The organism is Streptomyces natalensis ATCC 27448 (genome assembly GCF_000935125.1).
GTDB lineage: Bacteria > Actinomycetota > Actinomycetes > Streptomycetales > Streptomycetaceae > Streptomyces > Streptomyces natalensis.
On record NZ_JRKI01000015.1, the window covers coordinates 52,004 to 77,580 of the forward strand.

At 68.3% G+C, this 25,577-nt stretch carries 24 protein-coding genes; 18 read left to right on the forward strand and 6 right to left on the reverse strand.

Going from position 1 to position 25,577, the window contains the following annotated elements:
- Positions 1-166: 166 nt before the first annotated feature.
- Both SNA_RS44685 and SNA_RS42185 read left to right on the forward strand, forming a co-directional pair.
- Entirely contained in the window at positions 167-301 is a 135-nt protein-coding gene (locus SNA_RS44685; RefSeq protein ID WP_275041995.1) for a hypothetical protein, read from the forward strand.
- Between the two features lie 202 nt (positions 302-503).
- A complete protein-coding gene (locus tag SNA_RS42185) occupies positions 504-983 on the forward strand; it encodes a glycine-rich domain-containing protein (RefSeq protein WP_157879885.1) in 480 nt (159 codons plus the stop codon).
- Positions 984-3,345: 2,362 nt separating this feature from the next.
- On the opposite strand, the gene SNA_RS10825 is transcribed toward SNA_RS42185, so the two are convergent.
- The gene (locus tag SNA_RS10825; RefSeq protein ID WP_030064371.1) at positions 3,346-4,137 is read right to left on the reverse strand and encodes a GntR family transcriptional regulator; all 792 of its coding nucleotides are present in this window, start codon (positions 4,135-4,137) and stop codon (positions 3,346-3,348) included.
- A 185-nt stretch (positions 4,138-4,322) separates the two neighbouring features.
- On the opposite strand from SNA_RS10825, the gene SNA_RS10830 reads away from it, so the two are divergent.
- The 6 genes from SNA_RS10830 to SNA_RS39355 all read left to right on the forward strand — a co-directional run bounded on the left by SNA_RS10830 (position 4,323) and on the right by SNA_RS39355 (position 9,629).
- Entirely contained in the window at positions 4,323-4,688 is a 366-nt protein-coding gene (locus tag SNA_RS10830) for an SCO3933 family regulatory protein (protein ID WP_338059801.1), read from the forward strand.
- Positions 4,689-4,899: 211 nt separating this feature from the next.
- Positions 4,900-6,231, forward strand: a complete 1,332-nt coding sequence (locus tag SNA_RS10840) for an FtsK/SpoIIIE domain-containing protein (protein ID WP_030064368.1) — start codon at positions 4,900-4,902, stop codon at positions 6,229-6,231.
- Positions 6,228-6,422, forward strand: coding sequence for a hypothetical protein (locus SNA_RS43145; protein ID WP_030064367.1), 195 nt, complete (start codon positions 6,228-6,230; stop codon positions 6,420-6,422). The genes SNA_RS10840 and SNA_RS43145 overlap by 4 nt, the downstream gene beginning before the upstream one ends.
- A gap of 371 nt (positions 6,423-6,793) precedes the next feature.
- On the forward strand, positions 6,794-8,143 hold the full coding sequence (locus SNA_RS39345) for a replication initiator (RefSeq protein ID WP_241779601.1): 1,350 nt from the start codon (positions 6,794-6,796) through the stop codon (positions 8,141-8,143).
- Between the two features lie 20 nt (positions 8,144-8,163).
- Positions 8,164-8,325, forward strand: a complete 162-nt coding sequence (locus SNA_RS39350; RefSeq protein WP_078969826.1) for a helix-turn-helix domain-containing protein — start codon at positions 8,164-8,166, stop codon at positions 8,323-8,325.
- Between the two features lie 47 nt (positions 8,326-8,372).
- The gene (locus SNA_RS39355; protein WP_078969821.1) at positions 8,373-9,629 is read left to right on the forward strand and encodes a tyrosine-type recombinase/integrase; all 1,257 of its coding nucleotides are present in this window, start codon (positions 8,373-8,375) and stop codon (positions 9,627-9,629) included.
- Between the two features lie 61 nt (positions 9,630-9,690).
- Here the strand turns inward: SNA_RS39355 and SNA_RS10850 are convergent, their stop codons facing one another.
- A complete protein-coding gene (locus SNA_RS10850; RefSeq protein ID WP_030064366.1) occupies positions 9,691-11,223 on the reverse strand; it encodes a TldD/PmbA family protein in 1,533 nt (510 codons plus the stop codon).
- Positions 11,224-11,386: 163 nt separating this feature from the next.
- Here SNA_RS10850 and fabG point away from each other — a divergent pair, with 163 nt between their 5' ends.
- The 3 genes from fabG to SNA_RS10865 all read left to right on the forward strand — a co-directional run bounded on the left by fabG (position 11,387) and on the right by SNA_RS10865 (position 13,395).
- Entirely contained in the window at positions 11,387-12,091 is a 705-nt protein-coding gene (gene fabG / locus SNA_RS10855; RefSeq protein ID WP_030064365.1) for a 3-oxoacyl-[acyl-carrier-protein] reductase, read from the forward strand.
- Between the two features lie 5 nt (positions 12,092-12,096).
- On the forward strand, positions 12,097-12,873 hold the full coding sequence (fabI, locus tag SNA_RS10860) for an enoyl-ACP reductase FabI (RefSeq protein ID WP_030064364.1): 777 nt from the start codon (positions 12,097-12,099) through the stop codon (positions 12,871-12,873).
- A gap of 174 nt (positions 12,874-13,047) precedes the next feature.
- Complete coding sequence (locus tag SNA_RS10865) at positions 13,048-13,395, forward strand: hypothetical protein (RefSeq protein ID WP_044364551.1); 348 nt, start codon at positions 13,048-13,050, stop codon at positions 13,393-13,395.
- A gap of 27 nt (positions 13,396-13,422) precedes the next feature.
- Here the strand turns inward: SNA_RS10865 and SNA_RS10870 are convergent, their stop codons facing one another.
- Complete coding sequence (locus tag SNA_RS10870) at positions 13,423-14,106, reverse strand: FadR/GntR family transcriptional regulator (protein WP_044364553.1); 684 nt, start codon at positions 14,104-14,106, stop codon at positions 13,423-13,425.
- Positions 14,107-14,269: 163 nt separating this feature from the next.
- Between SNA_RS10870 and SNA_RS10875 the strand changes: the two genes are divergently transcribed.
- The 4 genes from SNA_RS10875 (at position 14,270) to SNA_RS10885 (ending at position 16,729) form a co-directional block, all read left to right on the forward strand.
- Positions 14,270-15,598, forward strand: a complete 1,329-nt coding sequence (locus tag SNA_RS10875; protein WP_078969827.1) for a CynX/NimT family MFS transporter — start codon at positions 14,270-14,272, stop codon at positions 15,596-15,598.
- Positions 15,599-15,614: 16 nt separating this feature from the next.
- The gene (locus SNA_RS44690) at positions 15,615-15,731 is read left to right on the forward strand and encodes an SGM_5486 family transporter-associated protein (protein ID WP_275041996.1); all 117 of its coding nucleotides are present in this window, start codon (positions 15,615-15,617) and stop codon (positions 15,729-15,731) included.
- A gap of 193 nt (positions 15,732-15,924) precedes the next feature.
- Positions 15,925-16,134: a hypothetical protein gene (locus SNA_RS10880; RefSeq protein WP_030064360.1), complete on the forward strand. Its 210-nt coding sequence runs from the start codon at positions 15,925-15,927 to the stop codon at positions 16,132-16,134.
- Positions 16,135-16,210: 76 nt separating this feature from the next.
- Positions 16,211-16,729 (forward strand): SixA phosphatase family protein, encoded by a 519-nt coding sequence (locus SNA_RS10885; RefSeq protein ID WP_030064359.1) that lies wholly within the window; start codon positions 16,211-16,213, stop codon positions 16,727-16,729.
- Between the two features lie 84 nt (positions 16,730-16,813).
- Here the strand turns inward: SNA_RS10885 and serB are convergent, their stop codons facing one another.
- Complete coding sequence (serB, locus tag SNA_RS10890; RefSeq protein ID WP_030064358.1) at positions 16,814-18,061, reverse strand: phosphoserine phosphatase SerB; 1,248 nt, start codon at positions 18,059-18,061, stop codon at positions 16,814-16,816.
- 463 nt (positions 18,062-18,524) lie between these two features.
- Here serB and SNA_RS10895 point away from each other — a divergent pair, with 463 nt between their 5' ends.
- Positions 18,525-21,086, forward strand: coding sequence for an ABC transporter ATP-binding protein/permease (locus SNA_RS10895; RefSeq protein WP_078969822.1), 2,562 nt, complete (start codon positions 18,525-18,527; stop codon positions 21,084-21,086).
- 82 nt (positions 21,087-21,168) lie between these two features.
- On the opposite strand, the gene SNA_RS10900 is transcribed toward SNA_RS10895, so the two are convergent.
- The gene (locus SNA_RS10900; protein WP_030064357.1) at positions 21,169-21,918 is read right to left on the reverse strand and encodes a transglycosylase SLT domain-containing protein; all 750 of its coding nucleotides are present in this window, start codon (positions 21,916-21,918) and stop codon (positions 21,169-21,171) included.
- A gap of 421 nt (positions 21,919-22,339) precedes the next feature.
- Positions 22,340-23,431: an S-adenosylmethionine:tRNA ribosyltransferase-isomerase gene (locus SNA_RS10905; RefSeq protein WP_044364575.1), complete on the reverse strand. Its 1,092-nt coding sequence runs from the start codon at positions 23,429-23,431 to the stop codon at positions 22,340-22,342.
- A gap of 294 nt (positions 23,432-23,725) precedes the next feature.
- Here SNA_RS10905 and SNA_RS10910 point away from each other — a divergent pair, with 294 nt between their 5' ends.
- Both SNA_RS10910 and SNA_RS10915 read left to right on the forward strand, forming a co-directional pair.
- The gene (locus SNA_RS10910) at positions 23,726-24,871 is read left to right on the forward strand and encodes a GAF domain-containing sensor histidine kinase (RefSeq protein WP_030064355.1); all 1,146 of its coding nucleotides are present in this window, start codon (positions 23,726-23,728) and stop codon (positions 24,869-24,871) included.
- Positions 24,864-25,511, forward strand: a complete 648-nt coding sequence (locus tag SNA_RS10915; protein WP_030064354.1) for a response regulator — start codon at positions 24,864-24,866, stop codon at positions 25,509-25,511. The genes SNA_RS10910 and SNA_RS10915 overlap by 8 nt, the downstream gene beginning before the upstream one ends.
- The last annotated feature ends 66 nt before the right edge of the window (positions 25,512-25,577 follow it).

Here is a 25,577-nt window from a genome sequence, read left to right on the forward strand (position 1 = left end):
TGGGCCCCGATGGCCCGGTCTACGTCGCCAAAGGCAGCTATCACGCTGCGCCAAGCTGCTCCACCCTCGGCAAGTGCCCCGTGCCGGTCATCACCGTCACATCCCGCACCCAAGCAACGCGCGACGGGCTCTCCCCGTGCGGCCACTGCATCAAGAAGGTGGCGTGATGACTGCGCGGAGGAAAGGGCAGCGCGTACGGATCACCCCTGATGGCTGGTTCATCGGCGGCATCCTCGCCCTGACCGTCTGGGGCACGGTCGTGCTCTTCGTCGTCCTGTCCGCTACGGGCAAGCTCTCATGAACTCCCGCTCCCTGGGACTGAGGGGCCAGGGAGCGGGTTACAACCCCCGGCTTGTGCTGGCCGGGGGTGTTCCTCACGAAGCGGCTTCCCTGTGCCGAGCGGGCGGGGCGGCTGCCATAAGCCCCCGACTCCCAACGCCTGCCCGAGGGAGGGGGTCGGGTCACTCACCACCACCACCTCTACAACGACAGGAAGCATGGCTGTGACTGCACTGCAAGAACTCCGCCTACAAGATCCGACGAATGCACGAGATCTCCTCAGCGAGGACGCCTTCCGCGCCATTACCGCAACCGTGCAAAGGGACAACCCGGAGATGGGCCATGACAGTGCGTCCCGCATCGTTGCGGAGGCACTGAAATTCGTAGCCACAGCTGCCAAGTTCCCCGACTGTGACATGCGCCCTTCGAAGCTCGTAGACAAGGGGTGGCATGCACTCATCCTGAATACGCGCGTGTACGAAACGCTGTGCTCCGATCTCGGGGGGTTCATTCACCACACGCCAGATGAGCCGGCATCGACTCCTGCCCGCACCGTCGCGTTGGACATGACACAGGACCTGATGGCTGAGGCTGGCTATGGGCCTGATCTGACGCTGTGGCTTCATCCGTCAGGAGCTGCCGAATGTGAGGGCGGTCCGGCCATGTGCTGCAAGGGCTGCGGCCCAAAGAACGCAGGCGACTAGCTCTAGAGCCCCCGTCTCGACGGAAGCTTCCACCGATCAACAGTTCGGTGGGTGTCTATCTCGACGCAGGAGAGGAGGAGTTGGGAGGCTCGGAAGACGAGTGAAGGGGAGACCCGTGATTCCAACGATGGCAGAGCACGGATGTTCGTCTGAGTACCACACAACCAACATCAAGACGGACGGGACCCACGTCCAAAAATGCATCTCGTGCGGCTACAAGATCACGCACGAGCGGCCGGGAGGAGACAAAAATGCCTTGCCTAGCGCCACCCCGGTTAGACAGCAACCAGATAGCACCTACTCAGGTCGACCCGCTCTCTGAGGTTGACCCGCTCCTGACCCCAACGGCTGGCGGCACGTGTCCGGTGTGCGGGTCAAGTAACACCCACAACGAAGAGGATGCGAACGGGTGGTGGGTGGTCTGCCACGACTGCCACTCCCGGTCCCAATGACGCGGAGTAGCTGCTGAGCATCCCGTAGGTGCCCCGTTCGCCTGCTTCCCCCGAGGTATGCGAACGGGGCATTCATGGTTGGTGGGCTCAGCCAGCGGGGCTCACCAGCAAGAGTGCCCCGCCGCTGCATCCGTGGGGAACTTATTAAGATAAGTGGTTGCCTCTCGTTTGCGCATCCTTCATGCTTGTTACTTGTTCGGATGAGTGCCCAGCTGGGACCTCGTGGCGCTCGTCAATCAGCGTGCAAGGAGTTCACATGAAGGTATCTACGCGTGTGCGGTCGCTCATGGTTGTCGGTGCGGTGACGGTGGCGGGTCTGGGTGCGGGTGCGGCCAGCGCTTCAGCGGCGACTGCCCCTGAGTCGGCCGCGTCGCAGTCGGCATCTGGTGTGCAGGCAGGGGAGATGTCCACCGTGGCAGTGGACGGGTTACGTCTGCGGTCGGCCCCGAGTTTCGGGGGCACGACCGAGGGTCTGCTGTATAGCGGGGACCGAGTGTTTGTCCGTATCACATTCGATCCGTCGTATAACTCCGATTGGGTGGGGGTGATGCTGACGGGTCGGAGTGCTGGCGGTTTGCCGTATCAGACGCGCGGATACGTCTGGAAGCAGTATCTCCAGTAGGAGTTAGCCGGTGATGCGCGTTGGCCCCTTCTCGTCTGACGGGAGGGGGCCGTCTTCGTCTTCCGAAAATCCTTCTGGCAGGAACGTTTTTTCCGTTGGGCGGGGTCTTCGGTCGCGTCGCTTGCATGCACCTGACACGGGCTGCTTGTCTGGTCTGTTCGTCGGGCGATATGCCAGCGGCAACTAGTAGTTGAGCTAGTAGCGGGGGTGCTGTGAAGTGGGTTCGGAACCGTGGGCCGATGATGACGATGAAGGTCTTTGGGTCCGGGGGGCGGATTACCTGGCGGGTTGGCATGATGCGGAGGAAGCGGCGCGTGACTTCAACGCGGCTGTACTCACGGCGGGTTGCAATGCCGAGTTGCTTAGGGCTTCGCCGCACACGGGGCCGTTGGGTGAGGGGGTGGTCTGGCTGACTCCGACTGCGGTACGGGTGATGGCTCGGCTTCTCGCCAATGCGCAATGCGTGTGCAAGTGGTCCGCATAGGAGAGGGGTTGGTGGCGAATTCCGTGCCCGCTGGTGACTGCCTTCACCACATGCGGCCTCGTTGGCGGACGGCGCGCCCTCGACTGCCCGCGCTGAGCGGAGCGCCCCCACGGCGCCCGGCCACATCGCGGCAGCAGGAAGCTCCCCCTTAGCCCGTGACGGGGTGCAAGGTCCGCTTACGCGCCTGCGGTGCTGACGGTGGCGGTACGGCGGCCGGCCCATCACCGGTGCAGCGGACGGCGACCGGGCCCCCACGACCCCACTTCCCTCCCGTAGCCAGCGGTCTTGGCGGGACAACAGAGTCGCTGGAGTCGGCAGCGTCTGTGTCCGTAAGCCAGGAGATGCCGCGAACGCAACGGCCAACATGACGAAGGCTCCCAAGGGGGCCGTGATTGGGGAATCAGATGGGATTAGGACGAACTCTCAAGACCCAGTCAGGCAGTGAGGTACACATCGAGGAAGACGGCCGGGGCGTGAAATGGGTGGTTTGCGCGGGCTGCCGCAAGCGGACGATGGTCCGCGGGTTCGGCGTTCCTCGACTCAGCGCCGAGCGTCACGCACGCACTTGCCGCCGCTGAACTGAGGGGCTGCGCCCTGCGCTGGCCCGGTCGTCTACCCGGTCACCGTTGACAGCAAGACAAGGCCCCCGCTGGTTGCTGACCGGCGGGGGTTTCGCACGCCTGGGAGCGCTTCGGCGAATGGGGCGGCTGGCGGCCGGGCGGGACCGGCCGAAGGCCGCACGCCCGGCCGGACCGTCCGGCCGCCCGGCGCGCCCTGGCGCGCCCTTGAGTAAGTGAAGAAACTTTACGCAGGTTCGCTCTGGGCCTTGCGGGGGCGCTTGGCTGGCGCCTTCTCGGGGGTGACCCGAAAGACAAGCCGGGACTTGGCGGCGGCGGTGTGCAGCTCCTCGCAGAGAAGCGGACGGTGATCGGTGCCGTAGGTGACGCGATAGGTGATGAGAATCGGGCTGGCGTCGGACAATCCAAGGGCCTGTCGCTCGTCGGGCAGGGGCGTCCGCGCGTCGACGTACTCCAGCCAGTACAAGTCGTGGCCGGCTGCGACTAGATGTGCGTACAGATCGGTTACCGGGGCGTCGGGAGTCTCCCCCAACGCCGGGGCTTCGGCTGCTACGTCAAGAGGAATGATCAAACGCTGTGTACTGCGAGCGCCGGTCGCTGGATCGGTCAGCAGGCGATCGACACTGAAGGCATCGGTGGCGTCCTCTTCCCGGCGACCCAGAAGTTCAGCGAGTGTGCCGATGATGTGAGTGCGAGTGATGCTCGGCTCTTCCGCCTCATGCATCTCTGGCACAGAGAAGCGCTTGCCCGATTTCGTGATCGTCCGCGGGATGGCAGACGTAGGGCTGACCATGCGGACGAAGGAACCTTGCCCTTGCCGACTTTCAACTAGACCCATGGTCCGCAGTTCGGCGACTGCGAGTCGCACGGTCATGCGGCTGAGTTTGTACCGCTCAATGAGTTCGGTCTCGCTTGGTAGCTTGCTCCCAGGTTCGTACTCGCCTGACTTGATCGCCTGTGCCAGGTTGTCGGCGACTTGCCTGTACATGGGGGTAGGACGGGTGATGTCGCCCGGCATCGAATGACTCCTGTCCGGCAGCTGCCGTGAGGGTGGCTAGCGGTGATCGGCTCTATCACTCATTAGAATAAGGGGTTGCCTAACTGGCTCACAAGATGGAGCATGAGTGCACTCGTTATAACGAGAGGCGTACGGATGAGCTGTGCGCCTGCATCAACGGTGGAGGAGTGCAAAGCGTGCAGACCATGCCCATTGATGTGGGGCGTCTGGGGACGTTCCTGTGTGTTGTGCCACCCGAACCGCGGGCGAATCCAGAGACCGGGGAGTTGCGGAAGGATCGGGACGGCAATCCCATCTACGTGGTGGGAGTTGCGGTGCGTCAGGCAGACCGGCGGCGCGCGGACGTCATCGACATTTCCGTTCCGGCCGAACCGCAGGGGATCGCCGAAGGCATGCCCGTGCTGGTAAATCACCTGGTGGCAACGTACTGGCAGATCGGTGACCGGTCCGGAATCGCGTTCCGCGCCTCGACGATCACCCCGGCCGGTCCTCCCGCCGGCCCTTCCGCCAGCAGCTCGGGAAACCGCGGCAAGTCGGGCGGTGATGCCTGATGACTGCTCACGACGTAGAGCCTGAAGAAGTGGCCCGGCTCAGGCGGCATCTGCAACTCCTGCACGGCGTAGAGCGCCTGTTCGATGTGGCACCCGACGTCGTCACCGTCCGATGGCTGCTGCGACTGACGTGCGACAACGGCGAATTGGCCGCTAGGTCCGCCCGGAGGGTGCTTGCCGATATGAACCGTCGCGAAAGGGGGGTGTCGTAATGGTGTGGTCCCTGGCGGTGTGGTTCGGCTCGGCACTGTTGATCCTCGCGGTCCTCACTCAAAGATGGTGGGATCCGTGGCTGGCCAAATCAGGCGTCGACTGGCGCGCGTTCCCCTTGCGCTGGTACCTGCTGGGGTTTCCGGCAACAGTGATCCGGATACGGTGGCGCTGGAAGCAGGTCTGTTTGATCAACGACCTGTCGATCAGCCGGAAACCCACACGTATGGCGGTCGGCGACCTGGCCGTACGAGGTACTGCTCTGCGGCCGATTGCACCGAGTCTCGGGCTACCTCGCGTCACGCGTACAGGACTGGTCGTGCGGGTTCGTTTGAACCCTGGCCAGACTCCCCGTCCATTCCTGAACGCGACGGGCGCACTGGAACACGCCTGGCGGGTGCACCGTGTGCGCATCAGCTCACCACGGCGGGGCGAGCTGATCGTGACGGTCACGGCTCAGGACTCGCTGAGTCGAGGAGACGCGAAGGCTGATCAGCAGCCGGACCGGTTCTTGGCTGCCCGGGTCGGCCGGATCGAAGATGGTGGCGCCTGGGTGCTGGATCTGCGCGAGATTCCGCACTGGCTCTTGGTCGGCGCGACCCAATCGGGTAAGTCCACGCTCCTGGCGGCGTGGGTGGTCCGACTGGCTCCACAGCGGTTAGCCCTGGTGGGCATCGACTGCAAGGGCGGCTTGGAACTCGGGTTGGTCGAATCGCGGCTATCGGCGCTCGCTTGCAACCGGCCGGAAGCGATCGAACTGCTCCGCGCCCTGGTGCAAGAGATGCAAGATCGGATGGCGGCGTGCCGAGCGGCCCGCGTGCGGTCAATCTGGCAGCTGCCAGAGAGCGAGCGTCCCGTTCCGATCGTGGTCCTGGTGGATGAGCTGGCAGAGCTGTATCTATCGGATGGTTCCCGGGAGTCCCGCGACGAAGTGGCGCAATGCGCGACGCTGCTCCTGCGGGTGGCTCAGCTAGGGGCGGCTCTCGGCCTGCATTTGGTGGTCGCCGGCCAGCGGGTCGGCTCCGAACTCGGGCCGGGCGTAACTGCTCTCCGGGCTCAGCTCGGCGGCAGGATCGCACATCGAGTCAATGATGAGGCAACAGCAGAGATGGCTCTGGGTGACTTGTCTCCCGATGCCATCGCGGTTGCCCAGACGATCGAACCTGACGAAAAGGGCGTCGCCGTTACCACGGTCGGGGGTCGGTGGATGCGTGCTCGCTCTGATCTCACGACGCCAGAACAAGCTCGGACCGTCGCCGACAAACACGCCCATCTAACCCCGCACTTGCCCGTCTTGGCGCACTGCATGACCGGGGGAGGGACGTCGGAATGAAATTGACACAAGGAGAAATCCTCTTCCTGATCGCATTCTCTGCGCTTATCGTCGTCATGCTCGTCCGGTCGGGCGAAGTCAAATTCTGGCAGGCATTCATCGCTGGGCTCCTGGGCTTCTGCCTCGCGCTAACCCCCCTGGGAACGACATTGCTCTGGCTGATCAGCCTAGTCGTTCATGCCGTCCACTGAGGGAGAGCAACGCATGAAGGCATTCCTCAAGTTCATGACGGTAGTGGTCTTCATCGGCGTCGTCATCGGCTCGTGCGGAAAGGGCCCCTGACGGGCGGTACCGCTACCACTCGTGGGCCGCGGCTGAGGCTAACTAGCCTTGCCGCGGCCCCTCTTCAGGCGGCTTTCTCTCCGGACAGTTCCGCAAGGAAATGCACCACTTTTCTGGAAAGGGGTCCTCCATGTCTAGTCTGATCAGCAACTCCGGCAATCCATTCACAGATGACGATTCGCGGCGGGCCACACTCGCTCTGGAAGATCGCCTCCGCTCTCTCTCCGCAACTGAACAAGACCTTGTTCGCTTAGTGGCAGATCCTGGTTTTCACCGCTGGATGGACCAGATTCGATCCGTGGGCGGCTGTGCGCACCCGATCTACCTCGTGGGATATACGACTGTCCGGGACCCGGATTCTGGTGCAGTGCTCCGGCACTTCGACACAGCGAGCGAACCTGGCGGACGACTGGCCGTGCGCTGCCGAAACCGCAGGGAGACCCGCTGTGCCCCGTGCTCCTACCTGCACGCCGGCGACACGTTCCAACTTGTTCGCTCAGGTCTGGCTGGCGGTAAGGGAACGCCATCCGAAGTCCGGGATCATCCCCGTCTCTTCGTCACGCTCACGGCTCCCTCCTTCGGTCCCGTGCACCACATCACGGAAGGCGGGAAACAGTGTTTGCCACGCCGTGAAAACGGTAACTGCGAGCATGGGCGCTCACGCGGATGCCGCCTGGTGCACAGTGACGGTGACCCGTTGTTGGGACAGCCATTGTGCGCGGCCTGCTATGACTACGCTGGGCACGTCCTCTGGCACGCACACGCGGGGCTCCTGTGGAGCCGATTCTGTGACAGGGTCCGGCGCATACTGGCTACTTCTGTGGGGATCGCTCAGAACAAGCTGAAGGATCACGCACGCCTGTCCTTCGCAAAGGTCGCTGAGTACCAACTACGTGCCGCAATCCACTATCACGCCGTGGTTCGCCTTGATGGACCCAGTGGCCCTGAAGTCCCCCCGCCGGAATGGGCGTCCGCTGCACTCTTGGAAAGCGCGATTCGGGAAGCAGCAGATGAGGTGACCGTCCCTATGCCGTACTCAGTAGCTGTGGGTGAATTCGTCGCCAGGTGGGGAACTCAGCTAGATATTCATGCGATTCAGTCGTTCATCGATGGCGCTCCGGTGACGGATGACAGGGTGGCGGCCTACGTAGCTAAGTACGTCGGCAAATCCGTCTCTGAAGTGGGCGGAGCAGACCGCCGGCTCACCTCGGCCGCCGAGATTCAGTATGCAAGTTCTAACACTCACATCCGGACACTCATGGGGACATGTTGGCGTCTCGGCGGCCTTGGGGAACTGGAGGACTTGAGGCTTCGACAGTGGGCTCATGCCCTGGGCTACCGAGGGCATGTCCTTACGAAATCGCGGGTCTACTCGACCACTTACACGGCGCTCCGCGCTGCTCGTACTGATCACGTGCGCTCTGCATCCAGCGCCGATCCAGAAAACCAGGATGAGACGGCTGTCACCGAATCGGTGTGGCGATACGTCGGATCCGGTCACACTCCGGGGGCTGCTGAACTCGCTGCCGGGATCGCACGTGATCATGCTGAGGCTCGACGGTTCTACAAAGAGGCAAAGGAAGACGAGGGGTGGGCAAGGGGTGCCATGTTTTGCGGGAGAGAGCTGTGAGGGGCGGGAGCAACCTGCTCATGACGCCTGATGAGGCAGCTGCCGAACTGGGCGTGACGAAGCGGGTTCTCATGGACTCCTACCGTCGATGGGGTATCCCCTACCTGAAGGTTGGCAAGCATGTCCGGTTCCGAACTCGCGATCTGCACAACTGGGTTGACGCTCGGATGCAGGGTGGCTAACGTCACATCAAGTCACTGACCAATCAACATGCGGAGGTTCAACAAGCGTGGCGACCGTCAAGAAAGTGGATTGCTCCTGCCCGCGGCGCAAGAAGCCAACCTGCCCGCACAAGCCCTACCGGGTTACGTACCGTGAGCCAGGAGGACGGGCGGGAAAGCCGCGTCAAGTCAGCTTCAAACTCCTGGAAGATGCGCAAGCCTTCGCGGTGAAGGTGGAGCGCGACAAGGACTTAGGGGCGTACATCCACCCCAAGCAGGGGCAGCGCACCTTTTCTGACGTATGGGAGGAGTGGGTGAGTGCTGGCGTGTTGGAGGCATCCAGTAAGGCCAACTACACCAGTGTGTACAAGAATCACTACGGAGTTCCTTTTGGCTCTCGCCCCATCGGTGCTATCACCCCGAGCGACATCGCCAAGTGGGAGACAGAACAGCATGCCAAGTACGCCGCGTACGGAGTGCAGGGGCGGTTTAATGTGCTGTCGTCCGTGTTTAACTATGCCGTCGACGCGGAAATTATCGGCCGTAACCCATGCCGGAAGGCAAACGCTCGCAAGAATGCACGCAGGAGTGCATATATTCCGGTGAGCGACGAAGAGATTCCTACGATGGAGGAAGTTCTAGGGATTATCGCGGAGGCGCCGAAAAGGATTCGTGCGGGCTTCTGGGGTATGGCCGGCTGCGGCTGTCGTCCCGGTGAAGCGTTGGCGCTGTCGGATCTCTCGATGGACTGGGAAGGGTCGATCCTCCACAAGACCCATCAGGTTTCTGCTCATGGCTGCAACGAGATCAGCGGACAGAACCGCGGTGTGAAGCGAGGCACCAAGCATCGAGATCCTAAACGAGAAGACTTGGTGGTGAAGGCACCCGTACCGGCATCGGTCGCAGAGATATTTGCCGACCACATCGATTCATTCGGTGTCTGGGGAGAACGAGGGTGGCTTTTCGAATCACCGCGTAAGTCCGATCAGCATCCCTCCTACGACTGGTTCCTTAACCAGTTCAAAGAGGCAGCGAAGAAGGCGGGTACCCCCGAGTACACACCAAAGAGTTTCCGTCACTTCTTCATCTCTCAGGCGATTCATGAGGGAATCCCGCTCTTTGAGATCGCTGCATGGGTTGGGCATCGCACCACCAGAGTGACCGAGGTGGTGTATGGGCACCTTGTGCGACGTGCAATGACTCGTGGTGCCAACGCCATGGAGAACCGCTTGGGGCTCGACTTGGCTCCCTTCAAGGGCGTCATCACCCCACCCCAGTGGCTTGGGGCGGGAGCGGGTGACGATGACCACGAGGGGGCGGCCTAGGTGGTTCCCTGTGTCGGCGTGTAGACCCCGTGCAGACTTTGAGAGCCTGCGGGGCGTTCCGTCACTCGCGGCCAGACTCGGTCGAAGTGTTCAAGATGTTCACGTTCCGAAACAGTGCTGACGGGCACCCGTGAGAGACGGCGGCGATCTGTCCAGGCTGGGCCTTTCCGCAGTTGAAAGCCCCTCCTAGGACGTACGTCTGCGGTCCTCCGACGGCCATCATGGAGCCCCAGAAGTCGGGCGTAGTTCCCTGGTAGGCAACGTCCCGAAGCTGTCCGCAAAGGCGCCCGTTCCGGATCGCGTATGCCCTCTGCTGTGTGAACTGGAAGTTGTACCGCTGCATATCGATCGACCAGGACCGGTCGCCGACCACATAGATGCCGCGCTCCACGCCCGCGATCAGCTCCTCGGTGGAGGGCCCGTCCGGCGCCGGGCGCAGCGAGACGTTGGCCATCCGCTGGACCGGCACATGGTCCGGCGAGTCCGCGAAGGCGCAGCCGTTGGAGCGCGGAAAACCGGTCAACGCGGCGGTTCTGCGGTCGAGTTGATAGCCGACCAGGGTGCCGTCCTTGATCAGGTCCCAGGACTGGGCGGCCACCCCTTCGTCGTCGTAGCCGACGGTCGCCAGCCCGTGCTCGGCGGTCCGGTCGCCGGTCACGTTCATCAGGGCGGAGCCGTAGGCCAGCGTGCCCAGCTGGTCCAAGGTGGCGAACGAGGTGCCCGCGTACGCGGCCTCGTATCCCAGGGCCCGGTCCAGCTCGGTGGCGTGGCCGATCGACTCGTGGATGGTCAGCCAGAGGTTGGACGGGTCCACCACCAGGTCGTACGCGCCCGGTTCGACGCTCGGTGCGCGCATCTTCTCGGCGAGGTGCTCGGGGATCCGGGCCAGTTCGCCGTCCCAGTCGTGGTGAGGGCCGGTCAGATACTCCCAGCCGCGGCCCGCCGGCGGGGCCAGGGTGCGCATCGAGTCGAACTCGCCGGTCGTCTCGTCCACCGCCACCGCGGTCAGCTCGGGGTGCAGGCGGATGCGCTGCTGGGTGGTGCTGGTGCCCGCGGTGTCCGCGTAGAACTTGTTCTCCTGGACGGTCATGAGCAGGGCGTCCGCATGGGCCACCCCGGGCGCCGCCAGCAGCCGCGCGCTCCACTCGGCCAGCAGCCCGGTCTTGTCGGCATCGGGCACGTCGAACGGGTTGATCTCGTACGAGGAGACCCAGGTGCGGTCGGGATACGCCGGCTCCGGCGCCAGTTCCACCGTCTCCCGGGACCCGGCGGCCTCGGTCACCCTGGCCGACAGCTTCGCCATCGCCACCGCCTGGGCCGCCACCCGCGCCGCCGCGTCCATCGTCAGATCCACCCCCGAGGCGAACCCCCAGGCGCCGCCGTGCACCACCCGCACCGCATAGCCGAGGTCGGTGGTGTCCGCGCTCCCGGCCGTACGTGCGTCGCGCAGCCGCCAGGTGGCGCTGCGGACCCGTTCCAGGCGGAAGTCGGCGTGGTCGGCGCCCAGTGCGCGGGCCCGCGCCAGCGCGGCGTCGGCCAGCGCGCGCAGCGGCAGCGCAGTGAAGGTCTCGTCAAGGGCATGGGGTGCAGGCACGTCATCCTCCCGGTGGTCGGCGCCTTGATCATGCCCTGCTTCTGTGGGGACCCGACAGTGACCGGCGCGAGCCCCTGTGCAGGCTCGATTCTCCGGAAACGCGTTGTGACCGATAGTTTCGTAGCGAACTCAGGACGGATCAGGAAATGGAAAGGGTGATCTCTTGAGCCGCTCGGTTCTGGTCACCGGAGGCAACCGCGGCATTGGCCTGGCCATTGCCCGTGCCTTCGCCGAGGCTGGCGACAAGGTCGCCATCACCTACCGCTCGGGCGAACCGCCCGCGGGATTTTTGGCCGTGAAGTGCGACATCACGGACAGCGAGCAGGTCGAGCAGGCGTACAAGGAGATCGAGGAGAAGCAGGGCGCGGTCGAGGTGCTGGTGGCCAACGCCGGTGTCACCCGCGACCAGCTCCTGATGCGGATGTCCGAGGAGGACTTCACCTCGGTCCTGGAGACCAACCTCACCGGCACCTTCCGGGTGGTCAAGCGCGCCAACCGGGCGATGCTGCGGGCTCGTAAGGGACGGATCGTGCTGATCTCGTCCGTCGTCGGCCTGCTGGGCAGCGCGGGACAGGCGAACTACGCCGCCTCCAAGGCGGGTCTGGTGGGCTTCGCCCGCTCGCTCGCGCGGGAGCTGGGCAGCCGCAACATCACCGTCAACGTCGTCGCACCGGGCTTCGTCGACACCGACATGACCCGCGCGCTCACCGACGACCAGCAGGAGAAGATCCTGCAGCAGGTGCCGCTCGCGCGCTATGCGCAGCCCGAGGAGATCGCCGCCTCGGTCCGCTTCCTGGCCTCCGACGAGGCCGCGTACATCACCGGAGCCGTCATTCCCGTCGACGGCGGATTGGGCATGGGTCACTGATCAGCATGAGTGGAATCCTTGCAGGCAAGCGCATTCTGGTGACTGGAGTCCTCACCGAGGGATCCATCGCCTTCCACGCGGCCAAGGTCGCGCAGGAGCAGGGCGCGGAGGTCGTGCTCACCGGCTTCGGGCGGGTCTCGCTCGTGGAGCGCATCGCCAAGCGGCTGCCCGAGCCGACCACGGTCATCGAGATGGACGTCACCAACCCGGAGCACCTGGACGGTCTGGCCGCCAAGGTCAGCGAGTACTTCGGTGACGACGAGGGCATCGACGGCATCGTGCACTCGATCGCCTTCGGCCCGCAGGGCGCCTTCAACTTCCTGGAGGCGGACTGGGCGGACGTCTCGACGGCGGTGCAGGTCTCGGCGTTCTCGCTCAAGTCGCTGACCATGGCGTTGCTGCCGCTGATGGAGAAGCGCGGCGGCGGCTCGGTGGTGGGTCTGACTTTCGACGCGCAGATCGCCTGGCCGAAGTACGACTGGATGGGCGTCGCCAAGGCCGCCCTGGAGTCCACCGGGCGTTACCTGGCCCGTGACCTGGGCGGGCGGAACATCCGCGTCAACATGGTCTCGGCCGGCCCGATCAAGTCGATGGCCGCCAAGTCCATCCCCGGCTTCGAGGAGCTGGCGGACGTGTGGAACCACCGCGCCCCGATCGGCTGGGACCTGGCCGACCCGGAGCCGGCGGGCCGCGGCGTCGTCGGTCTGCTCTCGGACTTCTTCCCGAAGACCACCGGTGAGATCGTGCATGTCGACGGCGGCGTGCACATGATGGGCGCCTGACGCCCGTCGCGCATCCCCACTGCCCGTCCCGGTCCGCCGGGGCGGGCAGAACGCGTTTTCGAGTCGAGAAGCGGCGGCCCCCGCCCCACACTTGGACGAGGCGCCCGGCACCGCCGGCGCAAGCGCATCGTGCAGTACCCGGCGCATCGTGCAGTACGGGGAGGAGGCTTCGGCGTGCCCGCATCCCGCCGCCGTACGGCAGCCCTCACGCTCGCCCTGGCCGCCCTCCTGGGCGCCACCGCATCGGCCGCACGGGCCGTGCCCCCACCGGCCGCCGACGATCCGCAGGACATCCCGCGCGCCCAGTGCCGTACCGCCGTTGCGGGCAGCACCGCCACCGCCCGCTGCTTCAACCCCAACGGGAACCTCAGCCGGATCCGGCTCCACATCGAATGCCGCCGCTGGTACGACCCGGACGTGGACACCCGCGCCGCCCCGGACGGCCCCGCCCAGCAGATCACGCTGACCGGCCACTGCTGGCAGGAGATCGCCGAGGCATGGGTCAGCCAGGAGGCGGAGTGAGGCGGTCCGCGCCGCGGCGGCCCGTGCTCAGGTGGGCTTGAGGGCCGGGAACCGGCAGCCGAAGGAGTGGGCGCCCGCCTCGGAGGCGGCCAGGGCGGCGTCGCCCCCGCGGATGGCAGCCACCAGGCGGGCGTGGTCCATATGCGCCTCGGGGCGGAGCACCTCGCCGACATCGGCCCGCAGGAAGTCGCGCAGCACGCCCCCGAGGTCGGCGTAGATCCCGGCGAGGACCTCGTTGTGGGAAGCGGCCACCACGGCCATGTGCAAGGTCGCATCGGCCTCCACGAACGCATCGGCCGCCCCGGACTCCCAGGCCGCCTCGCGACGCTCCAGGAGGGCGTCGAGCTGCCGCAGATCCCCTTCCGTACGGCGCTGCGCGGCGAGCCGGGCGGCCTCCGCCTCCAGGGCGCTGCGCAGTTCGGCGACGTGCCGGGGGTCGGCGTCCGCGAAGCGGCGGTTCATCACCCCGGCCAGTTCGCTGGTGGCCACGACGTAGGTGCCCGAGCCCTGCCGGATGTCGAGCAGGCCGTTGTGGGCCAGCGCCCGTACGGCCTCGCGGACGGTGTTGCGGGCCACCCCGAGTTCCTCGACGAGCTCCGGCTCGGTCGGGATACGGGCGCCCACCGGCCACTCGCCGGATGTGATCTGGGCGCGCAGCTGCGCGATCACCTGGTCGGCCAGGGCGGACCGGCGGGGCGAGGTCAGGGGCATGACGGTGCTCCGGAGGGGTGGGGCGGACGGACGGTGCGCACGCGTGCGGGCCGGCCGGGTCCGCGGCGTCGGGTGCGACGGCAGAGGCTATCCGTCACCGCGGCCCTCTCGGGCGGGCAATCGGCTGGACAAGTATTCATCCCATGATTCTATGATGGCGTCCATGCCCGACGAAGACCTCGCGCCCCCCGGCCCGCCCGCCGGGCCCGCCACGGCCCCGCACCCCCTCGACACCAGCGACGACACCGGCAACGACACCAGCGGCAACGCCTCCGGCACGGCCCGGCCCGGTGGCGGGGGAACGCGCTGGCTTCGCCGGATCGTGATCGCCGGGATCGTCCTCGCCGCGCTCAACCTCCGCCCCGCCATCACCAGCCTCGGCGCGCTCCTGGAGGAGGTTCGCGACGGCCTCGGGATGAGCGGCACGGTGGCCGGTCTGCTGACGTCCGTACCGTCCCTGTGCTTTGCCGTCTTCGGTATCGCCGCACCCCGGCTGGCCAGGCGGTTCGGGCCCGGCGCCATCGTCTGCGGCGGGATGGTGGCGATCGCCGTCGGCGTCGCGCTGCGGCCGTTCGCCGGGGGCACCGCGGGCTTTCTGGCCGCCAGCGCGCTGGCCCTGGCCGGTATCGCGGTCGGCAATGTCCTGATGCCGGTCGTGATCAAGAGCCACTTCCCCGACCGGGTCGGCCCGATGACCGGGCTGTACTCCATGGCGCTGGCCCTGGGGACGTCGCTGGCCGCCGCGGCCACCGTTCCCCTGACCTCCGCGCTGGGCGGCGGCTGGCAGACCGGGCTGGCGGTGTGGGCGCTGCTCGCCGCCGTCGCCGTACTGCCCTGGCTCGCGGTCGTCCGGCGGCGCTCGGCGGGCGCTACCGGTGCCGCTCCCGGTGCCGCGGCCGCCGGAGAAGCCCCCGTACGGATCACCTCGTCGCCGACCGCCTGGGCGCTCGCCGTCTTCTTCGGCCTCCAGGCCACCGCCGCCTACGTCACGATGGGCTGGATGCCGCAGATCTTCCGCGACGCCGGGGTCTCGGCGGCCACCGCGGGCGTGCTGCTGGCCGTGACGATGGCGATGGGCGTGCCGCTCTCCTTCGTCCTGCCGCGGGTGGCCTCCCGGATGCGGCACCAGGGGCCGCTCGCGGTGGGCCTCGCCGCCTGCGGCATCGCCGGCTACGCCGGACTGTGGCTGGCCCCGGCCGCCGGAGCCTGGGCCTGGGCGCTGCTGATGGGCATCTCCAACTGCTCCTTCCCACTGGCCCTGACCATGATCGGGATGCGGGCGTCCAGCTCGGCGGGGGTGGCCGAACTCTCGGCCTTCGTGCAGTCCGTCGGCTATCTGATCTCCCTCCCCGGACCGCTGCTCGTCGGCACGCTCTACCAGCACAGCGGCGGCTGGGGTCTGCCGATCGCGTTGATGGCGGGGCTGCTGGTGCCGCAGATGGCGGTGGGCGTGCTGGCCGGCCGGGACCGCCGCATCGAGGACGAGAGGTGAATGCCACACTGGGCGCATGCCAGTGCTCGAACCGAACCCGCAGAACAGCCAGAAGAAGCTGCTCCTCGTGCTGGGCCTCATGCTCGGCGTGACCGTCGTCGTCGCGATCATCGCGAGTATCGCCGCACCGTGACGGCCGGGTCCCGGACCCCGGAGGGTGGACGGGTCCCGGATCCCTGAGGGGTGCGTCTCAGGGTTGAGTCGGGGTTTTCCCGGATAGGCGCGGCCGCCGCGGATCCGTAGCGTCGAAGTACACCGCCCGGCGCGGTGGGCGCGCCGCACCCCGCGGCCGCGCGGCCCTTCGATCCGCCCCGGAGGCGATCTCCATGTCCACCGCGTTGCGCAGCCGTTCCGCCGCCGAGGCTCCGGGGCTGCGCAGACGGCTGCCGTGGTGGGCGCCGGCCCTGCCGGTGCTCTCCTTCGTCGCCCTGCTCGCGCTGATATCGAGCCCGTCCCCGGCGAGCGCGGCCGACGCCTTCCGCAGCGCTCCCGCGGCGCTGCTGGGCATCCTCGCGCGGCTGGTGGGGGTGGCCTGACGGCCGTCACCCGCCGGGGCGGAGCCTCCCCCAACACCCCGCGCCCCGGGCTGCCTTTCATGCGAAGCTTGGACGCATGAGCGTCGATACACCCCGCCGGATCGTCCTCCTCCGACACGCAAAGGCCGAATGGACGCAGGAAAGCGACCATGAGCGCCCGCTCGCCGACCGCGGCCGCCGGGACGCCCCGGCCGCCGGCCGCTGGCTGGCCCACAGCGGGATCACCCCCGATCTGACCCTCTGCTCGACCGCCGCCCGCACCCGTGAGACCTGGAAGCTCGCCGTCCATGAGTTCCCGCAGCGGCCCAAGACCGTCTACGAGGAGCGGCTGTACGAGGCCTCCCTCGGCGAGCTCATCGCGCTCCTGAACGAGACGTCCGACGACGTCGACGACCTGATGCTGGTCGCCCACAACCCGGGTGTGCACGCCCTCGCCGATGCGCTGTCGGGCGAGGCGGACGGCGATCTGCTGCCGCGGATGAACCGCAGCGGCTTCCCTACGGCCGCCGTCGCCGTGGTCACCTTCACCGGGTCGTGGAAGTCGGTCGAGCACGGCGTCGGCCGGCTCGTCGCGTACTGGACCCCGCAGGGCTGAGCCGTAGGGCGCCGCGGCGAAGGCGCCGGTACGGCAGGGGGCCCCGGCGCAGCGCGCGCCGGGGCCCCCTGCCGTACGGACCGCTCACTCCAGGTGCATATCCGCGGCCTCGACCTCTTCGCGGGTGACACCCAGCAGATACAGGACGGTGTCCAGGAACGGCACGTTCACCGCGGTGTGCGCCGCCTCCCGTACGACCGGCTTGGCATTGAAGGCCACCCCGAGACCCGCGGTGTTGAGCATGTCCAGGTCATTGGCGCCGTCGCCGATCGCCACCGTCTGGTCCAGCGGCACCCCGGCCTGCTGCGCGAAGCTGCGCAGCAGCCGCGCCTTCCCGGCCCGGTCCACGATGTCGCCGGTCACCCGGCCGGTGAACCGGCCGTCCGCGACCTCCAGGGTGTTGGCGGCCGCGAAGTCCAGCCCCAGCTCCTCCTTGAGCGCATCGGTGACCTGGGTGAACCCGCCCGACACCACGCCGACCTGATAGCCGAGCCGCTTGAGGGTCCGCACCAGGGTGCGCGCCCCGGGGGTGAGCCGCACCTCCTTGCGCACGGTCTCCACCACGGACGCGTCCAGCCCGGCCAGCAGCGCGACCCGGGCGTGCAGCGACTGCTCGAAGTCCAGCTCCCCGCGCATCGCCGCGGCGGTCACCTCGGCGACCTCGGCCTCGCATCCGGCGTGCGCCGCAAACAGCTCGATGACCTCGTCCTGGATGAGCGTGGAGTCCACATCCATCACCACCAGCCGCTGCGCCCGGCGCTGGAGCCCCGCAGCGACCACCGCGACATCGACCCCGAGCCGCGCGGCCTCCAGGGCCAGGACGGACCGCAGCGTATCGGTCGCGGCACCCGACACCGCGAACTCGACCGCGGTCACCGGATACTTCGCGAGCCGGAAGATACGGTCGATATTGCCGCCCGTGGACGTTATGGCGGCGGCGATACAGGCCGTCGACTCCGCGGTCAGCGGATGCCCCAGCACGGTCACGTGCGAGCGGCCCTCACCGCGCGGACGGTTGTCGCCCCGGCCGGAGATGATCTCCGCCTGGAGGTGCAGCGACTCCGCCCAGCTGTGCACGGTGGCCCGCAGGTCGCCCTCGGACGAGCCGGTGGCGCCCTGGGCCGGTGCGGGGGCGGTGACCAGGGCGCACAGGGTGATGCGGCCACGGGTCACCACCTGTTCGATGTCCACGACATCGACGGAGTAGGCGGCGAGGGTGTCGAAGAGACCGGCGGTGATGCCCGGCCGGTCCTTCCCGAAGATCTTCACGAGGAGGGTCGGGGCGTCGTCGCCCGGTACGGCGGTGGCAGGCGGGATCTGCGATGCGCTCATGGTGCCCTTACCGTAACCGCCGGACGGGCCCGGCCGTACAGGTGTCCGTGCCTCGGACCGCGGATCCGCCCGACTGCCGCGGCCCGCTCCCCCCGCCGCACCCGCGCCCGGCGGACGGCGTTGATCGTTATCGACTCGTGTCCGCCCCGGCCCGTCCGCCCGGCACGTAAGGGCGGACCACCGGCCCAACTCGCCGTTTGATACGGCCATTTCGCCCGATGTGCGACCCGGAGCCCGTACCCAGAGCCGCCCACAACCCCCGCAATCCGCCGATCCCCGGGCACCCCGGGGCCATTCCGTCCCTCGGCGAGGCATTGCCGGGTCCGCCCGGAGCGCCGATGCGCCCCGCTCGCCTCCCGGTTTCCGGTCGGAGGGCCGAGCCTGAAATAGTTCCTCATGATGAATCGCCATCCCTGACTTCCCATCCAGGGTGTCGCTCGGGGGACTACGCAATGGGGCTGGAGTGCCTGAACTCGTACTCGAATTGAACGGAAGGACCTGGACCCTCGATCCGTCCCGGTCCTACAACGTGGGCCGCGATCCGCAGGGCGACATGGTGCTCGACGACGCCCGGGTCTCCTGGCGGCACGCCACCGTACGGTGGGCCGGCCAGGGCTGGATCATCGAAGACCAGGGCAGCACCAACGGCACCTATGTGCAGGGCCAGCGCATCCACCAGGTGGAGATCGGCCCCGGCTCGGTCGTCCACCTGGGCAATGCGACCACCGGTCCGCGGATCAGCCTCGCGGCGGCCGGCGCGCCGGCCGCGGGCGCCGTCGGCGCGCAGCAGGCCGCGGCGCCGCAGCAGCAGGGCTGGCAGGCCCCGCCCGTGCAGCAGCCGCCCGCGCACCAGGCACCGGTGCAGCAGCCCCCCGCCCAGCAGGGCTGGCAAGGGCCGCCGCAGGCTCAGCAGCAGCCGCCGTACATCCCGCCGCAGCAGGGCGGGCAGCCGCAGCAGCCCGGCCCCCAGCAGCCCCCCGCCCAGAACGCGGGCGGCCCGGCGCAGGCCCAGGGCGACCGCAGCCCGACCACCTTCCACCGCCTGGACACGGGCCGGGTGATGCGCATCGGCCGTGCGCTGGAGAACGAACTGGTCGTCTCCGACCTCCAGGTCTCCCGCCACCACGCCGAGTTCCGGGCCACCCCCGACGGCCGCTTCGAGATCCATGACCTCGGCAGCCACAACGGTACGTACGTCAACGGCCAGCCGGTCCCCAAGTCCGGCAAGGCCCCGGTCGGCCCGAACGACATCGTCGGCGTCGGCCACTCCACCTTCCGGCTGGTCGGCGACCGCCTGGAGGAGTTCGTCGACACCGGCGAGGTCTCCTTCTCCGCCCGCCATCTGACCGTCACCGTCGAAGGCGGCAAGCAGATCCTCAAGGACGTCTCCTTCGGCGTCCCGGAGAAGTCGCTGATCGCCGTCATCGGCCCGTCCGGCTCCGGCAAGTCGACGCTGCTCAAGGCGCTGACCGGCTACCGCCCCGCCAACCAGGGCGACGTCCTCTACGACAACCGGAACCTCTACAAGGAGTTCGCGGCGCTGCGCCAGCGCATCGGCCTGGTCCCGCAGGACGACATCCTGCACAAGGAACTGACCGTCCAAAAGGCGCTGCGCTACGCCGCCAAGCTCCGCTTCCCCGGTGACACCGCCGAGGCGGAGCGCGAGGCCCGGATCGACGAGGTCCTGCACGAGCTCAAGCTGCATGTGCACCGGGAGAAGAAGGTCACCTCGCTCTCCGGTGGCCAGCGCAAGCGCGTCTCGGTGGCCCTGGAGCTGCTGACCAAACCGTCGCTGATCTTCCTGGACGAGCCGACCTCCGGTCTCGACCCGGGCATGGACCGCGATGTGATGCAGCTGCTGCGCGGCCTCGCGGATGACGGCCGTACCGTCCTGGTCGTCACCCACTCGGTCGCCGAGCTCGGTATCTGCGACAAGCTGCTGGTGATGGCCCCGGGCGGCGGCGTGGCCTACTTCGGCCCGCCCGAGGAGGCGCTGAACTTCTTCCAGTACGACACCTGGGCGGATGTCTTCTCGGCCTTCGAGAACTACCGCGACTACGACTGGATGGGCCGCTGGCGCGGCTCCCCGCACTACCAGATGTACGCCGCCGACATCGACGCCGTCGCCCCGCAGTCGGTCAACGTCCAGGCCCCGCCGGCCAGGATGCAGAAGTCCCAGAGCTGGGGCTCGCAGCTGTGGACCCTGATGCGGCGCTATGTCTCGGTGCTCGCCTCCGACCGCGGCTTCCTGGCGCTGATGGTGATCCTGCCCGCGGTGCTCGGCGTCGTCTCGATGCTGATCCCCAGCGACTACGGGCTGGGATACGGGCCGACGAAACCGGGCGGCTTCCGGCCGAACCGCGACGCCAGCACGATCATGCTGATCCTCGCGGTCGGCATGTGCTTCTCCGGCGCGGCCAACTCCGTCCGAGAGCTGATCAAGGAGCGGGTCATCTACGAGCGCGAACGGGCCACCGGCCTGTCGCGGTCGGCGTATCTGATGTCCAAGGTGATCGTCCTCGGCGTGGTCACCGCCATCCAGGGCGTGATCATCGCGGTGATCGGCTTCTCGACCCGGAACATGCCGTCCGAGGGCCTGATCGTGCCCGCGAAACCGGCGATCGAGATGACGCTGGCGATCATCGCGCTGGGCTTCACCTCGATGATGTTCGGCCTGGTCATCTCCGCGCTGGTCAAGACGGCCGAGAAGACCATGCCGCTGTTGGTCATGTTCGCCATCGTCCAGGTCGTCTTCACCGGCGTGCTCTTCCAGCTCTTCGACACCCCGGGCGTCGCGCAGGTCGCCTGGCTGATGCCGTCGCGCTGGGCGGTCTCCGCCATGGGCGCGACCGCCGATATGAACACGCTGCTGCCGTGGGAGCCGGGCAACCCCGACCCGCTGTGGAAGCACCAGACCGGCGTCTATGTGATGGACATGATCATCCTGATCGCCCTGGGCGTCTCGCTCGCCTTCGTCGTCGCCCGCCTGCTGCGCCGCCACGAGCCGGAGGTCATGCGCAAGTAGCGGCCGCATCAGCCAGTACGCCGAGGGGCGGCACCCGTGCACCGGGTGCCGCCCCTCGGCGGTATGCGTATGGCAGCGCGGCTCAGTAGGCCGAGTTCACGTTGTCCATCGAGCCGTACTTGGCGGCCGCGTAGTTGCAGGCGGCGGTGATGTTGGCGACCGGGTCGTAGATGTTCCACGAGGTACCGGACACGTGGTAGGTCTTGAAGGTCGGGTCGATGACCTGGAGCAGCCCCTTGGAGGGGATGCCGTTCTGGGCGTTGACGTCCCAGAGGTTGATCGCCATCGGGTTGCCGGACGACTCGCGCATCAGGTTGCGGTAGATGCCGTTGTACGAGCCGGGGATGTGGTGCGCGGCCATGACGTTCAGCGACTCGCGGATCCAGCCGTCCAGGTTGTTCGGGTAGATCTTCTTGGCCGGCTTGGCCGGCTTGGGCGCGGCGGGACGGGCGGCGGAGCGGCTGGCGGCCAGCTTGGCCTTGCGCGCCCGCTCGGCCTTCGCCTTCGCCTCGGCGGCGGCCTTGGCCTTGGCGGCCTTGACGGCGGCGGCCTTCTTCGCGGCGGCCTCGGCCTTGGCCTGGGCGGCGGTGTCGGTGGCCTGCTTGGCGACCGTGGCCTGCTGGCTCTTGACCGCGCTGGCGACCTCGCTGAAGGCGACCGGCTTGAGGTTGATGTTCTCAGCGGCAGAGGCCTGGCTTGCGCCCTGGCCGGCGTCGGCACCCGGGACGAGCGCGAAGACCAGCGCGGCGGCGCCGGCCGCGGCGACACCGGCGGCCGACAGCTTGTGGGTCCGGGTGAAGCGGGTGAATCCAGGAATGGCGTGCTTAGGCATGGCTGGGTTGACCTCTCCGATGGGGAACGTCGCAGGGACCATGAGCGGCGGATTACGCCGTTCCCCTCACGGCGCCTTGCGACGGGAGCCATTCTTAGCGGCCGAAAATTGACCCGGCAAAGGTGTGACGTACGACCCGGGATAGTGGAACCCGGGGACCCAGAATTACGTCCTAGGTAACGAACTCCCTGCTCAGAGGGGAGATGTCAGCCCACTAACCCGGCTCGTAAGTGATATGCGTCCTGTGCCCGGCGTCACAGTGGTGAAGGGTTTATCTCGCCAGCCGTAATTGCAAAAGCACAGCCGGTATCGAGCAGACGTGCGCGAAGGCTTAATTCATTTCTTTTCCGGTCAAATCGGGCACTCCGCATTCCGGTGCCGGATACCCGGCCGGAATCACGGCAAAGGCTCTTTCCGGGACTCACCCCGGCAGCACCAGATGCAGGTCGCCGCACTCCCGCCACCGATAGCGCCGCGCCACGGCGGCCGCATACGCCCGCTCCAGCGCGTCCGGCTCCGCCACCGCCGCCAGCATCAGGGCCGGCGAGGCCGTCGGCTCGTGCAGCCCGGTGAGCAGGCCGTCCACCGCCCGCACCCCCCGCTTCGGGGTCACCACCAGATCCGTCCACCCGGACGCCGCCCGCACCCGCCCGTCCGGCCCGGCCGCCGACTCCAGGGCCCGTACGGCCGTCGTCCCCACGGCCACCACGCGCCCGCCCGGGGCACGCGGAGCCGCCCGCCGCCGCGCCCGCGCCGCGTTCACCAGCCGTGCCGTCGCCGCCGGCACCGCGAACCGCTCCGCATACGGAGGCTCGAACGCCTCCGCCGACGCCACCCCCGTGTGCAGCGAGAGCGGCGCGAACCGCACCCCCGCACCCACCAGCCGCGCCACCAGCCCCGCCGTGAACGGCCGGGCCGCACCGGGCAGCTCCGCACTGCCGGCGCCGGGGGAGTCCTCCGCGAACACCGACTGGTACGCCGCCGGTGGCTGCTCCTGATCCGGGGGCCCGTACCGGATCGGCCGCCCGTGGTGGTGCATCACCTGCATCGCTGTGGCGCCCGTCACCCGCCCCCACCACAGCCGTACGCCCCCGGGATCCACCGGCGCCCGGAGCGTCAGCCGCGCCCCGCCCGGCAGCCGCACCACCCTGCCTTCGGGGCCGCCCGCCCGCGGCCGGGTGCCGCCCCGCCCGTCCGGGGTGCGCAGCTCCACCGCCCAGCACCCGGCCACCTCCCGGCCCCCCGGATGCCACCGGTCCGCCCGCGTCGAGAAATGCACCACCACCGGCTCACCGCGCCCCCGCCCGTCCCCCGTCCGGCCGTCCACCGCCGCCGGCAGCGTCCGCGAGGTGTTCACCACCAGGACGTCCCCCGGCGCCAGCAGCCCCGGCAGCTCCCCGAACGCATGGTGCGCGGGCGCGGCCCCGCCCCGGCTCACCAGCAGCCGCACGGCATCCAGGGCCGGCGCCGGGCCCGGCCCCTTCGACGCCCCCGTCATGACCGCCACCGGCATGATCACGTCCCCTGTCCGGGCCGGGCAGTCCGTTTCCCGGCCCTCGCCCCCAACCTAGGAACGCGGGCGCGCGCGGGACGTCGGCCCCTGGACGGGCCCTGAGCGGGGCATTCGACCTAGGCCGCGGGTCGTAGCGGGCGGCCGCCGCCGGACCGATACGGGCCGGCCGACCCGCCGGTACGGTGAGCCCATGAGCGAGCGCAGCGTGGGGGTCCCCCCGGCCGGAGGCCGGCGGAGAATCAGGAAGAGGTGCGCGCCTCGCGGATGCGGGGCCGAGCGCAGCGAGGTCTTGGCATGAGCAACGGTCGGGGAGCCGGGATCCCCGCGGTCAGCACCGCGATCCTGGCCATGAGCAGGCATCTGGAGGTGCGCGACGTCCTCAAGACGATCGTCGCCTCGGCCCGCGAACTGCTGGACGCCGAGTACGCCGCCCTCGGCGTGCCCGACGACCACGGCGGCTTCGCCCAGTTCGTGGTGGACGGCGTCAGCGCCGAGCAGTGGAAGGCCATCGGCCCGCTGCCGCGCCAGCACGGCATCCTCGCCGCGATGCTGCACAACGCGACCCCCGAGCGCCTGGCCGACGTCCGCGAGGACCCGCGCTTCGGCGGCTGGCCCGCCGCCCACCCGGACATGTCCGACTTCCTGGGCCTCCCGGTCGCCGACGGCGACGACATCCTCGGCGCCCTCTTCCTGGCCAACAAGCGCTGCCCCAAAGAAGACGGCCGCTGCGGCTTCACCGAGGACGACGAGCACCTCCTGGGCATACTCGCCCAGCACGCCGCCATCGCCCTGACCAACGCCCGCCTCTACGAGCGCAGCCGCGAGCTGACCATCGCGGGGGAGCGCGCCCGGCTCGCGCACGAACTGCACGATGCCGTCTCCCAGAAGCTCTTCTCCCTCCGGCTGACCGCCCAGGCCGCCACCGCCCTGGTCGACCGCGACCCGGCCCGCGCCAAGGACGAGCTCCACCAGGTCACCGCGCTGGCCGCGGAGGCCGCCGACGAACTGCGCGCCGCCGTCGTCGAGCTGCGCCCGGCCGCCCTGGACGAGGACGGCCTGGTCGCCACCCTGCGCTCCCAGGTGCAGGTCCTCGACCGCGCCCACACCGCCCGCGTCACTTTCTGTTCCCACGGCGTCCGCGCCCTCCCGGCCTCCCAGGAGGAGGCGTTGCTGCGGGTCGCCCAGGAAGCGCTGCACAATGCGCTGCGGCACTCGGGCGCCGGCCAGGTCGAGGTGACCCTCACCCGCAACGGCCTGGGCGCCCTGCTGCGCATCGCCGACAACGGCCGCGGCTTCGACACCGGACTGGTCCGCCGGGCGGGCCGGCACCTGGGCCTCGTATCGATGAGGGACCGCGCCGGCGGCGTCGGCGGCAAGCTCACCGTGACGTCGGAGCCCGGCCGGGGCACCGCTGTGGAGATGGAGGTACCCGGTGGCTGACACCCGCTCGATCCGCGTGCTGCTGGTGGACGATCACCAGGTCGTACGGCGGGGACTGCGCACGTTCCTGGAGGTCCAGGACGACATCGAGGTGGTGGGGGAGGCATCCGACGGCTCCGAGGGCGTCGCGGCCGCCGAACAGCTGCGCCCGGACGTGGTCCTGATGGACGTCAAGATGCCCGGCACGGACGGCATCGAGGCGCTGCGCACCCTGCGGGGACTGGACAACCCGGCACGGGTGCTGATCGTCACCAGCTTCACCGAACAGCGCACCGTCGTCCCCGCCCTGCGGGCCGGCGCGGCGGGCTATGTCTACAAGGACATCGACCCCGAGGCGCTGGCCGCCGCCATTCGCTCGGTGGACGCCGGACACGTCCTGCTCCAGGCCGAGGTGGCCGGCGCGCTGCTCTCCCAGGAGGAGGGCAACAACGGCCAGGGACGCGGCACTTCACTGACCGAACGGGAGCGCGAGGTGCTCGCCCTGATCGCGGACGGACGCTCCAACCGCGAGATCGCCCGTGCACTCGTGCTGTCGGAAAAGACCGTGAAAACCCATGTGTCCAACATCCTGATGAAGCTCGATCTCGCCGACCGGACGCAGGCCGCGCTCTGGGCGGTCCGCCACGGCATGGGGGACTGACGGCGCGGGGCGCCCCTCTACCGCGGTGCCCCGCCACGACGGAAGCGGAACGTCGTCTTCCGATCC

Coding starts and splice junctions, on each gene's coding strand:
- SNA_RS44685 (WP_275041995.1), top strand. CDS start 167: ATGACTGCGCGGAGGAAAGGGCAGCGCGTACGGATCACCCCTGATGGC.
- SNA_RS10825 (WP_030064371.1), bottom strand. CDS start 4,137: ATGCCGGGCGACATCACCCGTCCTACCCCCATGTACAGGCAAGTCGCC.
- SNA_RS10830 (WP_338059801.1), top strand. CDS start 4,323: ATGCCCATTGATGTGGGGCGTCTGGGGACGTTCCTGTGTGTTGTGCCA.
- SNA_RS10840 (WP_030064368.1), top strand. CDS start 4,900: ATGGTGTGGTCCCTGGCGGTGTGGTTCGGCTCGGCACTGTTGATCCTC.
- SNA_RS43145 (WP_030064367.1), top strand. CDS start 6,228: ATGAAATTGACACAAGGAGAAATCCTCTTCCTGATCGCATTCTCTGCG.
- SNA_RS39345 (WP_241779601.1), top strand. CDS start 6,794: ATGGACCAGATTCGATCCGTGGGCGGCTGTGCGCACCCGATCTACCTC.
- SNA_RS39350 (WP_078969826.1), top strand. CDS start 8,164: ATGACGCCTGATGAGGCAGCTGCCGAACTGGGCGTGACGAAGCGGGTT.
- fabI (WP_030064364.1), top strand. CDS start 12,097: ATGAGTGGAATCCTTGCAGGCAAGCGCATTCTGGTGACTGGAGTCCTC.
- SNA_RS10870 (WP_044364553.1), bottom strand. CDS start 14,106: ATGCCCCTGACCTCGCCCCGCCGGTCCGCCCTGGCCGACCAGGTGATC.
- SNA_RS10875 (WP_078969827.1), top strand. CDS start 14,270: ATGCCCGACGAAGACCTCGCGCCCCCCGGCCCGCCCGCCGGGCCCGCC.
- SNA_RS44690 (WP_275041996.1), top strand. CDS start 15,615: ATGCCAGTGCTCGAACCGAACCCGCAGAACAGCCAGAAGAAGCTGCTC.
- SNA_RS10880 (WP_030064360.1), top strand. CDS start 15,925: ATGTCCACCGCGTTGCGCAGCCGTTCCGCCGCCGAGGCTCCGGGGCTG.
- SNA_RS10885 (WP_030064359.1), top strand. CDS start 16,211: ATGAGCGTCGATACACCCCGCCGGATCGTCCTCCTCCGACACGCAAAG.
- serB (WP_030064358.1), bottom strand. CDS start 18,061: ATGAGCGCATCGCAGATCCCGCCTGCCACCGCCGTACCGGGCGACGAC.
- SNA_RS10900 (WP_030064357.1), bottom strand. CDS start 21,918: ATGCCTAAGCACGCCATTCCTGGATTCACCCGCTTCACCCGGACCCAC.
- SNA_RS10905 (WP_044364575.1), bottom strand. CDS start 23,431: ATGCCGGTGGCGGTCATGACGGGGGCGTCGAAGGGGCCGGGCCCGGCG.
- SNA_RS10910 (WP_030064355.1), top strand. CDS start 23,726: ATGAGCAACGGTCGGGGAGCCGGGATCCCCGCGGTCAGCACCGCGATC.